The following is a 16090-nucleotide window of genomic DNA, read 5'->3' on the forward strand; positions in this document are numbered from 1 at the left end:
GGAATTTCGGTTTCACCTAAGTCGGCATGAAAACTGCTTCTCATCCCCGACTGGGCCACGCCCGGTGGCAACAGGAAACAGATGAGGGAACGGCATGAACCAGGCATTAGGTCTTCTATCACGGAGAAGATCCATTCTTTGCAAAGTCCGCAAATCCATCATGGTCGGAGCGACCACCATCGCACTGGCCGCCGCAGGCACAGCCACGGCCTTTGCCGCGGGAACGCTGCGGATCGGCATGACCGCTTCCGATATTCCTCTGACCACCGGACAGACGGACCAGGGCGGCGAAGGTCAGCGCTTCATGGGCTACACGGTCTATGACTCACTCGTCGAATGGGATCTTACAAGTGCCGTAAAGCCGTCGGCCCTCGTTCCGGGGCTCGCCGTTTCATGGGCGGTCGATGCCAACGACAAGACCAAGTGGACTTTCAAGCTTCGCGACGGCGTCAAATTCCATGATGGCAGCGGTTTCACCGCCGACGCTGTCGTCTGGAATCTCGATAAGCTTCTGAAGGCGGATGCTCCCCAATTCGACAAGCGCCAGTCGGCCCAGGGCAAGTCACGCATTCCGGCCGTGGCCAGCTACAAGGTGATCGATCCGCTGACGGTCGAGATCACCACCAAGACACCAGATGCAACGCTGCCTTACCAGTTGAGCTGGATCCTGATGTCCTCCCCCGCGAATTGGGAAGCCCAGGGCAAGAACTGGGATGCCATTGCGCAAAAGCCGTCCGGGACTGGGCCGTGGAAGATGGAAAGCGGCTTCACACCTCGCGAGCGCGCTGAGCTGACGCCGAACAAAAACTATTGGGATCCGGCGCGTGTACCGAAACTCGACAAGCTGATCCTCATTCCGCTGCCCGAACCGAACACCCGCGTCGCCGCGCTCCGATCCGGCCAGGTCGACTGGATCGAGGCGCCGGCGCCGGATTCCGTCGCTTCACTCAAGGAGGCCGGCTTCACGATCGTGACAAACTCCTATCCGCACAACTGGACATGGCATTTCTCCCGCGTCGAAGGCTCTCCCTGGAACGATATCCGCGTTCGCAAGGCCGCGAACCTCGCCGTTGATCGCGACGGCCTGAACGAGCTTCTCGGTGGTCTCTCGATCCCGGCGCAAGGTTTCATGCCGCCCGGCCACCAGTGGTTCGGCAACCCGACCTTCAAGCTCAGCTACAATGTCGAGGAAGCGAAGAAACTGATGGCGGAAGCCGGATACGGTCCCGACAAGCGCATCAAGACCAAGGTCATCATTTCTTCTTCCGGTTCCGGCCAGATGCTGCCGCTGGCGATGAACGAGTATATCCAGCAGACGCTTGCTGAAATCGGCATCGATATCGAATATGAAGTGGCCGACTGGAACACGGTCATCAATATCTGGCGCGCGGGAGCGAAGGATCCGAGCGCCAAGGGCGCAACCGCCATCAACTACTCCTATTTCATCCAGGATCCCTTCACCGGCCTCATCCGACACCTACAGTGCAATCTCGCACCGCCGGCAGGTACGAACTGGGGTTATTATTGCGATCCGGAAATGGATGCGCTCTTCGAAAAGGTGCGCAACACCTTCGATCCTGTCGAACAGGACAAGGTTCTCCAGCAGGTGCATGAGAAATACGTCAATGAAGCGCTGTTCCTGATGGTCACGCACGACGTCAACCCACGCGCGATGAGCACCAAGGTCAAGGGCTTCGTGCAGGCTCAAAACTGGTTCCAGGACTTCTCGCAGATCACGCTGGATCCCTGATCCCCGAAACGGGTGCGCCGGCTTGCCGGTGCACCCCCATTGAAGCGCGAACTTACCCTTCCCAAGCGAGGACCTCATGCTGGCTTATGCCTTGAAACGGCTTGTGCATGTCATACCGGTGGCGATCGGCGTTAGCATCGTCTGCTTTATGCTGATCCATATCGCGCCGGGCGACCCGCTTGCGGCCATCCTGCCCTCGGATGCATCGGCCGAACTCCAGGCCGAGATGCAAAGCTTCTACGGCCTCGACCGGCCGTTGCCGGTCCAGTACGCTCTGTGGAGCTGGCGGGTGCTGCATGGCGATCTCGGTGTTTCCATCGCCAGCGGACGGCCGGTTCTCGGCGAAATCGCCTCGGCTTCGCTCAATTCGATCATCCTTGCCGTCGCTGCAACGCTGATCGGCTTCACGCTCGGGGCGGGCCTGGGCTTCCTGGCAGGCGTCTTCCGAGGCAAATGGATCGACCGCATCGCTTCGGCGATCTCGATGCTCGGTGTCAGCGTGCCGCATTACTGGCTCGGCATGGTGCTTGTCATCGTCTTTTCGGTCAGGCTCGGCTGGCTTCCCGCGATGGGCGGCGGCCCCGGCGGATCGGATGGAAGAGCGGTCGACTGGGAGTATCTCCGCTATCTCATCCTTCCCGCCATCACGATGTCCGTCATCCCGATGGGAATCATCGCCCGGACGATCCGCTCGCTGGTCGCGGATATTCTCGCGCAGGATTTCACGCAGGCTCTCGCCGCCAAGGGTCTGATGACGCGGCAGATCCTGCGCCACGTCGTCCGCAATGCCGCGCCGACGGCGATATCGGTCATGGGCTTGCAGCTTGGCTATCTGCTCGGCGGGTCCATCCTGATCGAGACGGTCTTCTCCTGGCCTGGAACAGGCTTTCTCCTCAACGGAGCGATCTTCAGCAGAGATCTGCCTGTGCTCCAGGGCACCATCCTTGTGCTCGCCATGTTCTTCGTTCTCGTCAACCTTGTCGTCGACGTGCTTCAGAGCGCGATCGATCCGCGTATCCAGAGGAGTTGAGCCCATGGTGGCTGTGACAGCAGACGTCGTCGCCGTTGGTCCGCGCACCATTCGCTCCCCCGGTTTCTGGCAGGGCGTCATCCGTCGTCTCTGTCGGGATCCGGTCGCCCTCGTAGCGCTCTTTGTCGTAATCGCGCTGATCGCGGCGGCGATCCTTGCTCCTTATCTGGCGCCATACGATCCGACAAAGGCGAGCGTGATCCGCCGCCTGAAGCCGATCGGCACTCCGGAATATATGCTTGGGACCGATGAACTTGGCCGCGACATGCTTTCCCGGCTGATCTACGGCGCAAGACTATCGCTGCTGATGGGCGTCATCCCCGTTCCGATCGCCTTCGTGATCGGTTCTGCGATCGGCATCATCGCCGGCTATACGGGCGGCATCGTCAATACGCTGATCATGCGGACGGTCGACGTCTTCTACGCATTTCCCTCCGTGCTGCTTGCCGTCGCACTCTCCGGTGCGCTCGGCTCCGGCCTGACCAATGCGCTCGTGTCACTGACGGTGGTGTTCATTCCGCAAATCGCCCGCGTCGCCGAGAGTGTGACCACTCAGGTACGAAGCCTCGATTATGTGGATGCCGCCCGCGCCTCGGGTGCGAAGGCCCGCACGATCATCACCGTGCATATTCTGGGCAACGTTCTTGGCCCGATCTTCGTGTTTGCGACCAGCCTCATCTCGGTATCGATGATCCTGGCTTCCGGCCTTTCTTTCCTGGGGCTCGGCGTCAGACCGCCCGATGCCGAGTGGGGCCTGATGTTGAATACGTTGCGCACGGCAATCTACGTCAACCCCTATGTGGCGGCTCTGCCGGGCGTGATGATTTTCATAACCTCGATCTGCTTCAATCTTTTCTCGGACGGGCTGCGTGCGGCAATGGATGTGAAATCATGATGGATGCCCTCCCCCTGTCCACGACAGATCCGCGCGACCGTGGCGGCCCGGCACAGCCGTTGGTCTCCGTCAGATCTCTCCTGAAACATTTTCCCGTCAAAGGCGGCGGGTTATTCCAGCCGAAGAAGGTGGTCCGCGCCGTTGATGGGATCGACTTCGATATTCTGAAGGGTGAGACACTCGGCGTGGTCGGCGAGAGCGGTTGCGGCAAGTCGACAACGGCGCGATTGCTGATGCAGCTGATCAAACGGGATCAAGGCGAAGTGCTGTTCGATGGCGAAACGGTTGGCGGCACGCTGTCGCTGACTGATTATCGCCGGCAGGTACAGATGGTGTTCCAGGATAGCTATGCTTCGCTGAACCCGCGCCTGACGATGGAGGAATCGATCTCGTTCGGGCCGCGCGTTCATGGTATTCCTGCAGAAAAGGCCATGGCCCGGGCACACGACCTGTTGCACAGGGTAGGCCTGGAGCCGAACCGCTTTGCCGGCCGCTATCCGCACGAGCTTTCCGGCGGCCAGCGGCAGCGCGTCAACATTGCCCGCGCCTTGGCGCTGGAACCGCGTCTCGTCATTCTCGACGAAGCCGTGTCCGCGCTCGACAAGTCGGTGGAGGCGCAGGTGCTGAACCTGCTGCTCGATCTCAAGCGGGATTTTGGCCTGACTTACCTCTTCATCTCGCATGACCTCAACGTCGTCCGCTTCATGTGTGACCGCGTTATGGTCATGTATCTCGGAAAAGTGGCGGAGATCGGCAGCCGCGACGCGATTTTCGATCGTACGAGACATCCCTATTCATCGGCGCTGCTTGCCTCCATGCCGAAGATCGACCCTTCCGATCGCACGTCGGAACCTCCACTTGCAGGCGATCCGCCAAATCCGATCGATCCGCCTTCGGGCTGTCGATTCCATACGCGTTGCACCTTTGCCGAGGATATTTGCAGCCGGGAGATGCCGCCGCTTGCGATCGTATCCGGGGATCACGCCGCGGCCTGTCTTATGTCGCTGCCCGGATCCGGTCACAGCCGTGCGCCCGTCATGATGGAGACGCAAAATGACTGATACCCGGCCAATGATCGATATCAGGAACCTTTCGGTGACCTTCAATCGCGGGCGCAAGCCCGTCAGGGCGGTGAACGGCGTCAGCCTTTCCGTTCGGCCGGGCGAAGTCGTGGCCCTGCTCGGCGAGTCTGGCTCCGGCAAGAGCGTGACGATGCGTTCCCTGCTGCGGCTGCATCCGCCAGGAACGGTCATCGAGGGCTCGATGACGGTCGCCGGCCGCGATGTGACCGCTCTTTCGAAAAAGGAGCTGGGCAGCCTGCGCGGGCCGATCGTCTCGATGGTCTTTCAGGAACCCCGACTTGCCCTCGACCCGGTCTATACGCTCGGTCAGCAGATCGAAGAGACGATCAGGCGGCATGAAAATGTGTCCCGACGCGAAGCCTCGGCACGGGCGCTCGCCTTGTTTCAAAAGGTTCGTATCCCTTCGCCCGAACGGCGCCTCGGGAATTATCCGCACGAGATGTCCGGCGGCATGCTGCAGCGTTCGATGATCGCGATGGCGCTCTCCTGCAATCCGAAAGTGCTGCTTGCCGACGAGCCGACGACTGCCCTCGACGCGACGGTGCAAATTCAGATCCTCCTCCTGATCCGGGAGCTTCAGGCGGAATATGGCTTGTCGGTGATCTTCGTCACGCATGACATCGGCGTCGCCGCGGAAGTCGCCGACAGGATCGCGGTCATGTATGCCGGGCGGATCGTCGAGGAAGGCACCGTCCCCGACATCATCAATCAACCAAAACATCCCTATACCCGGGGCTTGCTGGGAGCCCGTGTCGAGCTGGCCCATGGCCGGGACAGATTGGTGACAATTCCGGGCTCGCCACCTGATCTTGCAAACATGCCACCTGGCTGCGCCTTCGCGCCTCGTTGCCCACAGGTGTCTGATGTATGCCGGTCCCGCGTGCCCGATCTCGTCGGCCAAGGCGGAACCGGACAGGTGGCCTGCCTTCAATACACATAGGTTTCGAACTGCCCGTCACTGAAAACCAATAGCGAACCAGGGAGACCTCGTGCTCGTTGAGCATGCTCAAGACACAATGAAGCACATCGTCCTCATCAACCCGAATACGTCCGAGACGACGACAGCAATGATGACCGACATCGCCCGCAGCGTCCTTCCGGCCAATGTCAGTGTCGAAGGTATGACCGCGACAAGCGGCGTACCAATGATTCTCAATGATCAACAGCTGGTGGCCTCCGCCGCCGGCGTGGTCGAAATGGGGCTCGCGGCGGCGCGATTTGGCAACGGCATCATCGTCAGCGCCTTCGGCGATCCCGGCGTCAAGCAACTTCGAGGCCTCACCGATGTTCCGGTGGTCGGCATCTGCGAGGCCAGCATGCTCGAGGCATCCGCGCACGGACGTCGTTTCGGCATCGCGACGGTCACGCCCGATCTCGTCGGCAGCTTTGCCCTCAAGGCGGAGGGCCTTGGGCTTGGTCAGCTTTTCACAGGGACACGCCTGACCAACGGCGATCCGCAAAAGCTCGCGGCCGATCCGGAGCGGCTGCGGGCCGAACTTGCCTTTGCGGTCGAACAGGCATTCGAGCTCGACGGGGCCGAGGCTGTCATCATCGGCGGCGGGCCATTGGGACAAGCGGCCGTTGAGCTGGGACGCCGGTTTTCCAGGCCGGTGATTGCACCGATCACAGCGGCAGTCGCGTTGCTGCTGCTGCGGATCAAAGCCACGTCTGTCACCAGCAACCTTTCTTTGTGACGAACGCACATGGGTGTCGTGTTGCCCGAATCCTTTTCGATTGCAAATCGGGTATCCGCGACCGAAAATCTGGCGGCGAGCAATCTGGTGGAGACGGGAGTGCCCAAAGAGACGTCGTTTCTGTTCAGAGTCAGGCAGACTCTTCCAGAGCTCTCTCCCGCCGAGCGGCGGCTCGGAGATTTTGTCTGCGATTTTCCAGGCGAGCTTGCGAGTTATTCCGCGCAGGAACTGGCAGCACTTGCCCATGTTTCGAAGGCGACCGTTTCACGGTTCGTCCAGCGGCTGGGTTACGCGAACTACGAAGAGGCACGCAGGCATGCCCGCGCCGAGAGGCAGACCGGATCGCGATTGTTCCTTTCAACCTCGACGGATGCCTCCACGACCCAATCGATCAAAGCACACATCACGCAAGCGATCGCCAACATTGATGCGACCTTTCTCGCAATCAACGATACGCAAATCGATGCTGTTGCGGAAGCAATGCTCAACGCCCGCAAGGTATGGGTGGTTGGCTTCCGCGCCAATCATCCTTTCGCCTCCTATCTCCAGTGGCAACTCACGCAGGTCATCGAGAATATCGTGGCGATCCCCGGTCCGGGACAGACCCTTGGCAAGCACCTGGTCAGCGTGCATGAAGACGATGTCGTTGTGTTGTTCGGTCTGCGGCGGCGGATAGCGCGGATGGATCTGCTGATCGAGCAAATCCTGAAGTCGAAAGCGAGGCTTCTTTACATTACCGACGAAGGGGCGCCCATTCTGACCAGCGCCGAATGGCATTTCCTTTGCCAGACACTGGCGCCCGGACCACTCTTCAACCATGCGTCCGTCATGGCGCTTTGCCACCTGCTCATAACGCGATGCGTCGAAAAGGCGGAGGTGTCGGGTCGCATGCGTCTGCGAAACATCGAAGCTTTGAACGATAGCCTGGAGGAGCTTTAGACTCCTCCAGGCTATCGTTAACGGGCCGACATCCACCGACAACCGATCGCCCGGCGATCTGCATTGATCCGAAAGCCGAGGCGATCGTCGAAACCCATCTTTATCTGGGGGTTACGGCGGCGACGCGATCGAGAGCGGCTGAGAGGCCATGGAGCGACACCGGAAAGCTCAATGGCTTGTCCGCATCGGCGGTAACCTTGAGGTTTAAGCGTGAGCCCGCCCGTAATTTTGTCAGTGTCGCCGAATCGATCGGAAGCAAGGCTATGCATCCCGTCGGCAAACAGGTGCGGAAACGCACAGGCTTCAAGGGCGGCTGATCATCGACATTCGGCGTCACGCCGGAGTCGAGAACGATGCCGAACGGGAGGAGGAACGTTGCGACCGCGCTACCGTCGGGGCGCATCTGCATCTCGACGGCAAGCAGCCTTTGACCATTCTGCTGTGTCTGATCCTGGGAAACCGCACATGCCGGCGCGTTGTCGCGAAGGCTGCATGCGACCCGCCAGTCCTGATAGGTCTCCTGCAGGGTGGATGCACCGTTTGGCAGAGCGGACTGGGCAAAGGCCACGGGAGCGAGACCGAACACGATGCTCGAACAAACAAGAGCGAACTTCGCGCGAGACATTCGGGCAATCATCTTATGAAGAGAAATCAATATCGCGATGGGCAAAGAGATAGGTCTTTCCGTTTAGAGTGGGACACGTCTTCGGTGGTGGCAAACGAGATCGAGGTCCGCATTGACCGCCAGAAATTCGGCCTCCATGGCTTTCATCCTGGCGGTGCCAAAGATCATGATCGGATCAGGTGCACACCCACTCGCGGACCTTGCATTGTGTTCCCGAGAGCTCGCAAGCCTTGAGGGCTAGGTCTTCGGCTTCCCGGCGCGTCGGCGCCGAATTTGCGCCCCAAGGCGTCACGCGATTGTTTTCTTCCTTGCTGATGGCGAGCGCGCCGCAATGCTTATAGGGAAAGCCGGTATTATCGTCGTCATCCCAATGCCGATGATTGCGGAAGACGGTGACCACGGTGCATTTGCTGCCGCCGTCCCGCTCGCAATGCTTGAGCGCGATATCCATGGCTTCCTGCCGTTTGTCCGCACCCCAGAAGAAGCCATGCTTCTCATCGGGCGTGGAATAGGCGATCGCCGCCCAGATGCCGCGCTCCTCTGGCGGCGGAACCGGCGGCTCCTCGGTCGCAAAGAGATCAGCCGCGCCCAGCTGTCCCGCGGAGACAAACAACATGCCGATTGCTGCGATGATGAATCTCGATCTCATTTTGCGCTCCCTTGTTTTCCTGCTGCAGAGGCCACGGAAATGACGACGCAGCCGTTTCCGGTTGGCAGAAGCATCGCGTCGCCTCCATCATTGGCCAGTTCGTAGACGCCGACCTGCCCGAGATTGTTGACGAGCTTGCTTCCATTCGGAAACTTGGCTGAAATATCGGAGCAAGAGGCGGTAAACGGTGCGACGCGAACCATTGAGCCCTCGCAGCCAGAGGCGACCGGTGCCGCGAAGACGATGCCGGCCGCCGGACCGCTATAGCCCTGACCAGCGTAATTCATGCCCACAAGTGCCTGTACCGCATGCTTGTCGGCCGCCTCGTTGTTCCAGACCGACTGGACATTGTATTGAGTGCCGCTCGTCAGCAAATCTCCGAGAACCGGAAAGACGGTGGAGCAGGATTGCAGGCCAGCCCGCTTGGCGTGCTGCAGAAACGGCGTATCCGGCAGCGCCGGATTGGTGTCGTTCGTCCCGGCGACCGCCGGCTGCGATATGAAGTTGCCAACCACATTGTATCGCGTGGCGGCATAGCCGGCAGCACCGACAACGGCAATTGCGAGCAACGAGAGAACCGTCGCTTTCCACCAGTTCCGCTTCGGCTTCGCCTGGTCGTCGGTCCCGTCCTGGGCAGCAACGCCGCCCTGGCTCCGGGACATGATCCGATCGTGGATTGATTGCTGGTTCATTGGAAATCTATCCGTCACTTGATCGCCTTAACGGCGGTGGAAAGGCCCTTGAGGGTTGCGGTTACGCTGATCGTCTGCCCATCCATCGTCGGATAGGAAATTGTGGGTGCCGAGCTTTTTGAAATCTGTTCACGCAGTACGGGCCCCACCGGCAGCATGCCGACGCAAACCGTCTTGCTGCATCCCTCCAGCCGAACCTGTATCGGCTCCTTGCGCCCGTCGAACGTCAGCAAGATCCGGCCATCGTTCTTGGCGACCGGCGCGGTACGCAGGATCATATAGGGTTCGCCTCCTTTGGTGGCCGCAAGCGACCAGCTGAATGCAACCTGTCCCGCCTCGTTCTCGATGATCTGCGTAACGTTGCAAACCCGCTGGCGAACCTTCAGGTTTTCGTCGCAGATTAGCGTCCAGTTTTCGAACGGACGAATGGTCCTCTGGTAATCGCCGAGCTTCACCTCCGCGGGCACGACGACTTCGGAAGGCTTTACTCGATAGTCTGAAGTGGGCGCCTCCTGTCCGGCCGCATATGGACCGGACAGGAGCAGGCAAGTCATGAAGGCTGGGACGCCGGAAAGCGCTCCTTTGAACATGATTGGCTCAATTCAAAGTGAAGCTAAGACCAGCGCCGATACCCAGCTGTCCGCCCGCCGCCGTACCCGACAGGTTCCCGCGAACCCGGCCGTTTTCGCTGGTGTAGCCAGCGCCGAAGGCCAGGGCGCTTTCACCCCGCCATAAGCCGCCGCCAACCGCAACACTGACCTTGCCGGGACGATCGTCATAGCGAAGCGACGCCGCCGCGAGCCCGATTGCCGCCGCCTGCCTGGCCTCCGACCTTACGTCGCCAATCTCCCGGTTCAATTGACCGAATTTCTGGTCCGTATAGTTGTTTGCCGCAGTCAAGCCACCGGCAACAGCCGTATCCGTGTAGGAATTGGCCTGGGTGATACCCTCGCCCAATTGGGCGACGTTGACGGCATCGGTCGGAGCGACACCCTTGCCGACGTTGGAGATGACCACCGGCGCGTTGACGTCACCGCCCTGCAGGGTGATGCTGTTCTTCTTGCTGCCATCCTGATTGAGGTCATAGGTGACGGCATTTTTGGTGATCGTCCCGACGCCGGTTTGCAGAGCATCAATCGCCGAATTGGTCGCGTTGAGCTGCGATCCGTTGATCGCGTCGGTGCTGTTTTCGTTAATGCGGCCTGCGGCCACGTTCGTGATGGTCCTCTCCGCACCTTGAGCACCAACGCTGACCGTTCCGATGGGCGCAGTGCCAGCAAAGTTATAAGTTTTGCCCTGAATGGTGGTGCTGGACGTAGGAACCGCCGCCTGCGTGACTGAACCGGAGCCCAAAGCCACATCATTGGCATTGTTGGCCTGCGCGCCCTGACCGAGAGCAACGCCACCCGCCCCCGTAGCCGCTGCTCCATGACCGGCAGCCAGGCTATCCGTGCCGCTGGCAACACTTTCCGGACCAATCGCAACGCTGTCGGTGCCCGAAGCTGCGGAATCCGCCAGCGTCGAGTTGGCGTGGAAATACTTGATGCCGCCGCCGCTGGTGATGTTGGTCAGCGTGTTATCGACCGCGCCAATAGCGTCATAGACCGTCGAATAATTGTTGCCCTGGACGTTGTAGGTGGGACCGGTGACCGACCCATCCGGGTTTATCGTCGTGCCGCCGCCGATCAGGCTGGTGATGTTGGTGCCGAGGCCCTTGAGCTGGCTGACATTCACGGCGTCGGTGTCAGCCGAACCCGCTGCGAGATTGGTCAGCTTGCGTTCCGATCCGGCCGAGCCGATCGACACTTCGCCGACCGAGTTTTGCGCGCTCGCAAGGCCAAAGGCAATGTAGCCCGTCTGTGCCCCCACGGTGGTGATCGATTGCGCGCCGAGCGCAACGCTGTTGATGTTGTTGCTTTGGGCTCCGGCGCCGATGGCGACCGATTGAATGCCCGCCGCCGTCGAGTTCGTGCCGAGCGCAATGCCGTCGGCCAGCAAGACATGAGCATTCTGGCCGATCGCGGTGCCGCCGGGAGCGGTCTGGTCGACGATCGCGCCATTGCCGATGCCGACGCCGTTATCGCCATTGACCACTGTGGTCGGACCGACCGCCACCGACTCGGCGCCGACGGCGAGGGAATCACCGGCGGCAGAGTTTGCGTGGAAGTATTTGCTCGGCGAAGCCGCAACCGAGGCGATGGCGCCCTGGAGCTGGCGAACCGTGACGGCATCCTGAGCGCTGGAACCGTCGGCGACATTGGTGATCTGCCGGTAAGACGTAGCCGAACCCACCGATACCGCGCCGAGCAGGGTCTTGTCGGTCGTGTTGTATTGAATGAAGTTCGATGGACCGGCCGCGATCTGGCCGCTGGCCGGTGCCAGGGCACGGTCGGAAATCGATCCGGAGCCGAGCGCTACGCCGCCATCGATGGTGGCCTGACTTTCTCTTCCGAGCGCCAGTGAACTGTCGGCGACGGCTGTCGCGTTATATCCGACCGCGGTGGAACCGATGCCCTGAGCCGAGGAGTCGCTGACGGCAAGGGTCCTGTCATTGGTGCGCACATATCGGATGCCGTCGCCATTGGCGTCGGTATAGGCCGTCGAGGTGTCACCGGCGATATTGTTGATCGTATTGCCGAGATTGCTGATGTCGGTCGTATTCTGCGTGACCTGGCCCCCGATCGTGGTGACCTGGTTGCCAAGGCTATCGACCGCCTGGTTGGTGGCGAAGAGCTGCGAGCCATTGATCGCATCCGTGGAAGACCCGCTGATCCGGCCCGCCGCGACATTGGTGATGGTGCGCTCGGTACCGACCGCTCCGACGCTGACTGTGGAGGACGGCGTCGTGCCGGCGAAGCCGTAGGTCGTGCCGTTGATCACGGCACTCGCGGTGCCGACGGCGACGTCGGTGACACTACCGGAGCCGAGCGCCACGGCGCCCGCGTTGCTAGCGGTGGCGTTGGGGCCTAACGCGACCGCATCCGCGGCGCTGGCATTCGCTTGCTTGCCGAGAGCGGTCGCTTGCGCGTCGGTAGCAAACGCGTTCTGGCCGATCGCGGTGCTGGACAAGCCTGTCGCATTGGCATTGGCGCCAACGGCGGTGGCAAATTGGCCCGAGGCCTTGGATATGTAACCGAACGCCGTTGCGTCGAGGGCCGATGCGATGGCGCCGCTGCCGATGGCCGAGGCGTTGGCGTCGGTGGCGCTCGCATTGACACCGGCCGCGATGGCGCTCGCTCCTGTCGCAGTCGCGACCGGTCCGATCGCAATGGAGTCCGTCCCCGTTGGCGAGGAGTCCGCCAGCGTCGAGTTGGCGTGGAAATACTTGATGCCGCCGCCGACGTTGATGTTGTTGAGCGTGGTGCCGATGGCGTCGACTGCCTGATTGGTGGCATAGAGCTGCGAACCGTTGATCGCATCCGTCGACGACCCGCTGATCCGGCCCGCCGCGACATTGGTGATGGTGCGCTCGGCGCCGACCGCGCCGATGCTGACCGTCGAGGACGGCGTCGTGCCGGCGAAGCCGTAGGTCGTGCCGTTGACCACCGTGCTGGCTGTGCCGACGGCGACATCGGTGACACTGCCCGAGCCGAGCGCCACGGCGCCTGCGTTGCTGGCGGTGGCGTTGGGGCCTAATGCCACCGCATCCGCGGCGCTGGCATTTGCTTGTTTGCCGAGAGCGGTCGCTTGCGCGTCGGTGGCAAACGCGTTCTGGCCGATCGCGGTGCTGGACAAGCCTGTCGCGTTGGCATTGGGTCCGACGGCGGTGCTGTAGTCGCCCGAGGCCTTGGATATGTAACCAAACGCCGTTCCGTTGAGGCCAGATGCAACGGCGCCATTGCCGATAGCCGAGGCGGCGGAGCCGGAGGCGCTCGCATTGGTGCCGGCCGCGATGGCGCTCGCTCCGGCTGCGGTTGCGACTGGTCCGATCGCGATGGAGTCCGTCCCCGTTGGCGAGGAGTCCGCCAGCGTCGAGTTGGCATGGAAATACTTGATGCCGGCGCCAGCACTGATGTTGGCGATGTCGGTGGTGTTCTGGGTGACCTGCTGGTTGGTCGCAAAGAGCTGCGAGCCGTTGACGGCATCCGTCGAACCATTGTTAAGCCTGCCCGCGGCGACATTGGTGATGGTGCGCTCGGCACCGGCCGCGCCGACGCTCACCGTCGAGGTCGGCGTCGTACCAGCGAAGTTATAGGTGGTGCCGCCGATGACCGCGTTCGGTGTCCCCACCGCCGCCAAGGTCGTCGAACCGGAACCCAGGGCCACATCGCCGGAGCTTGCCGCCGCCGTAGCACCATTGCCCAGGGCGACGTTGCCGGCCAAACCGGACGCGCCCGCGGTGGAGCCGTTGCCGAGCGCCACGGAACCCTGGCCGATCGCCTTGTTGTTGTTGCCGATCGCGACCGCGCCATTGGCCGTGTTGGCCGCCGTGGCGGTCGCCGTACCGTCGCTGTTGGCGATGTTGTTGGCGCCGCCAGTGAAGGCGCCGGTGCCGCTGGCATAGCTCGGATCGCCGATAGAGACCGCGCCGTCGCCGTAAGCCGTGTTGCCTGCGCCGATGGAGACGGCCTTGCCGCCGGTTGCAGTCGCGCCGTTGCCCATGGCGACGGCGTCGGCGGAGTCTGCAGAAGACTGGAGACCGACCGCGATGGCGTTAGTGCCAGTCGCCCCGCTTTCGCGTCCGATTGCAATGGTGTCGTTCGCGGACGACGTTACGTCCGTGCCGACGGCGATGGAGCTCTGTCCACTGGCGCTCGTTGCAAAACTAGTCTGGCCGACATAGACGGAGTTTATCCCGGACGCTCTCGTCCCAGCGCCGACAGCGACGGCATTCACGGCGCTGGTTCGAGCACCGCTGCCGAGAGCGGTGCCGCCGGCTCCACTGGCACCGGAGTTGACGCCGGCAGCGAGTGAATTGTCTCCTGCCGCATTTGCTGCGGACCCGAGCGAGGCGGAGTTTGCACCACTGGCGATGGCCTGGCGTCCCGTGGCAGTGGAATTGGCGCCGCTGGCGTTAGCACCGGCGCCCGTGGCAATCGATGAAACACCACCGGAGTTTGCATTGTTGCCAAGCGCGAGGCCGGAGGTCGCGGTGCTTGCGACAACCGCGCCCGAACCTATTGCAACCGCGCCACCGGCAGCGAGCGTCTGCGCCTGGTTACCCAAGGCAACCCCGAAATTTCCCGAAGCAGTAGCTGAGGCGCCGAGTGCAGTTGTGTTCGTACCCGACGCCACGGCCTGAGTGCCAACGGCGGTGGCGCTGGCGCCGCTGGCGACAGAGCTCCACCCCCCCGCAAACGAGGTGGCACCGGTGGCCGCCGAACTGGTGCCAACAGCGGTGGAGTTCGATCCCGAAGCAACGGAGAAGGTGCCCAAGGCGTTGCCACCGCCCCCGGTGGCATTGGCCTGGACGCCGAGCGCGACCGAATTGATGCCGCTCGAAACCGTGCCTTGACCCAGAGCCATCGCGCCGCCTGTGCCTGTCGCTCTAGCATTCAGGCCGAGAGCCACGCCATATTGCGTTGACGAAACGGCCTGTCGTCCTATCGCGATGGCGTCGGCCACGGATGCAGTAACATCCGTACCGATACCAATGGCGCTCTGGGCGGTGGAACCTGTTCCGGCGACGGTGCGCGAGCCGAGATAGACGGAGTTCAACGCAGATGCCGTCGACTGGAAGCCGATTGCGACGGCGTTCTGACTGCTCGCCGCGGCATTGGTGCCCTGAGCGATGGAATCGATTCCGTTCTGCACCGCTCCAGATCCAATCGCGATACCGCGCAGTCCGTTCGTGGTGGCGGAGGGACCGACCGCGACCGAGCCGGTGGTATTCGCCGTGCCGCCGCCGGCGGCATACTGCGCCATCGCCGGCGTGGCGATGCCACCGAATGTGATCGTGCCTAGTGCGACCGCCCCACCAATTCCCAGCGACCCGAGCCCCAACCCCTTGCGCTTTATGCCAAGCGTGCGATGTGCCAGGCGCAAAACCGCCATCAACCGCCGACGAAGCGAACGATTGTCGCTTCTCCCCGAAATCCAATTTCCGACAAAGCCGGCATGAGATTTAGACTGCAGACGTTCCCCAACGCACTTCATCATGCTGCTTTCTCCTCACAGTTATCTGAACGACCGAGTCCGCTTGGATCCGCATCGGCGGCTGTGTCGTCGTTGAAATTATGTAGTTCCAGAAGCGTGTGCCCCATCCTGACGGCCTGGCTTTCGATCTGCTCACGCGCACTCACGACCCATGGCTCCGTTGGTTCCGGAACCGCATGCAATGCGGCATCCGCCCGATCGGGCGGAAGTTTCATCGCCACCAACGCGTGGCAAATATCGAAATGAAGCGCCGGCTCCCGATCGGCATAGGCCGGAGAGGTCAATCCGAAGACGAGGCAGGCGAATAGATGATCAAGCTCCGCGCCGGTGAGGCGGCTGGCATATTGCCGTTGCAAGGCGGTCCAGGCCACCTCGACTTTCGGAGCAAAGATTTCAAAATCCGTGAATTGAATGTCCATAGCGCACCGAATGGTTACGATGACGAACATGGCTTCATTCGCGGCGGCGGTATTTTAGAAAATTACGGACTATTTTTAGAAAACTACGGTTTTTTGCTTAGCCAGCGACGGGTGTATCAGCTTTGCCACACTTACTTCAGGACGCTAATATTTTAATGATATGGCGAGGGTAGCGCCCGCCGCCATCCGAGAATCGGACGGAATAGCGTTCGTCACGCC

The 16090-nt window shown here is 61.6% G+C and carries 13 protein-coding genes; 7 read left to right on the forward strand and 6 right to left on the reverse strand.

The window, feature by feature from the left end; all coding sequences use genetic code 11:
* The first annotated feature begins 160 nt into the window (after positions 1–160).
* From EX00_RS15900 to EX00_RS15930, 7 genes are all read left to right on the forward strand, one after another.
* Positions 161–1750, forward strand: coding sequence for an ABC transporter substrate-binding protein (locus tag EX00_RS15900; protein WP_155294073.1), 1590 nt, complete (start codon positions 161–163; stop codon positions 1748–1750).
* Between the two features lie 76 nt (positions 1751–1826).
* Entirely contained in the window at positions 1827–2780 is a 954-nt protein-coding gene (locus EX00_RS15905) for an ABC transporter permease (protein ID WP_047459524.1), read from the forward strand.
* A gap of 4 nt (positions 2781–2784) precedes the next feature.
* Positions 2785–3675, forward strand: coding sequence for an ABC transporter permease (locus tag EX00_RS15910; RefSeq protein WP_047459527.1), 891 nt, complete (start codon positions 2785–2787; stop codon positions 3673–3675).
* Positions 3672–4736, forward strand: a complete 1065-nt coding sequence (locus EX00_RS15915; protein ID WP_155294074.1) for an ABC transporter ATP-binding protein — start codon at positions 3672–3674, stop codon at positions 4734–4736. Before EX00_RS15910 ends, EX00_RS15915 begins: the two co-directional genes overlap by 4 nt.
* Entirely contained in the window at positions 4729–5697 is a 969-nt protein-coding gene (locus EX00_RS15920; RefSeq protein WP_047459532.1) for an ABC transporter ATP-binding protein, read from the forward strand. Before EX00_RS15915 ends, EX00_RS15920 begins: the two co-directional genes overlap by 8 nt.
* A gap of 76 nt (positions 5698–5773) precedes the next feature.
* Entirely contained in the window at positions 5774–6451 is a 678-nt protein-coding gene (locus EX00_RS15925; RefSeq protein WP_202903720.1) for an aspartate/glutamate racemase family protein, read from the forward strand.
* Between the two features lie 99 nt (positions 6452–6550).
* Positions 6551–7390: a MurR/RpiR family transcriptional regulator gene (locus EX00_RS15930; protein ID WP_047460408.1), complete on the forward strand. Its 840-nt coding sequence runs from the start codon at positions 6551–6553 to the stop codon at positions 7388–7390.
* Between the two features lie 100 nt (positions 7391–7490).
* Here EX00_RS15930 and EX00_RS15935 read toward each other — a convergent pair whose 3' ends face one another.
* The 6 genes from EX00_RS15935 to EX00_RS15960 all read right to left on the reverse strand — a co-directional run bounded on the left by EX00_RS15935 (position 7491) and on the right by EX00_RS15960 (position 15901).
* Entirely contained in the window at positions 7491–8015 is a 525-nt protein-coding gene (locus EX00_RS15935) for an invasion associated locus B family protein (RefSeq protein ID WP_155294075.1), read from the reverse strand.
* Between the two features lie 175 nt (positions 8016–8190).
* Entirely contained in the window at positions 8191–8664 is a 474-nt protein-coding gene (locus EX00_RS15940; RefSeq protein WP_047459538.1) for a DUF4189 domain-containing protein, read from the reverse strand.
* Complete coding sequence (locus EX00_RS15945) at positions 8661–9356, reverse strand: hypothetical protein (protein WP_047459540.1); 696 nt, start codon at positions 9354–9356, stop codon at positions 8661–8663. The genes EX00_RS15940 and EX00_RS15945 overlap by 4 nt, the downstream gene beginning before the upstream one ends.
* A 14-nt stretch (positions 9357–9370) precedes the next feature.
* A complete protein-coding gene (locus EX00_RS15950; RefSeq protein ID WP_047459544.1) occupies positions 9371–9946 on the reverse strand; it encodes an invasion associated locus B family protein in 576 nt (191 codons plus the stop codon).
* A gap of 7 nt (positions 9947–9953) precedes the next feature.
* On the reverse strand, positions 9954–15455 hold the full coding sequence (locus EX00_RS15955; RefSeq protein WP_047459546.1) for a YadA-like family protein: 5502 nt from the start codon (positions 15453–15455) through the stop codon (positions 9954–9956).
* A complete protein-coding gene (locus EX00_RS15960; protein WP_234709025.1) occupies positions 15452–15901 on the reverse strand; it encodes a hypothetical protein in 450 nt (149 codons plus the stop codon). The genes EX00_RS15955 and EX00_RS15960 overlap by 4 nt, the downstream gene beginning before the upstream one ends.
* Between the last annotated feature and the right edge of the window lie 189 nt (positions 15902–16090).

The organism is Martinezella rhizogenes, assembly GCF_000799715.1.
In the GTDB taxonomy this organism is placed as follows: domain Bacteria; phylum Pseudomonadota; class Alphaproteobacteria; order Rhizobiales; family Rhizobiaceae; genus Rhizobium; species Rhizobium rhizogenes_C.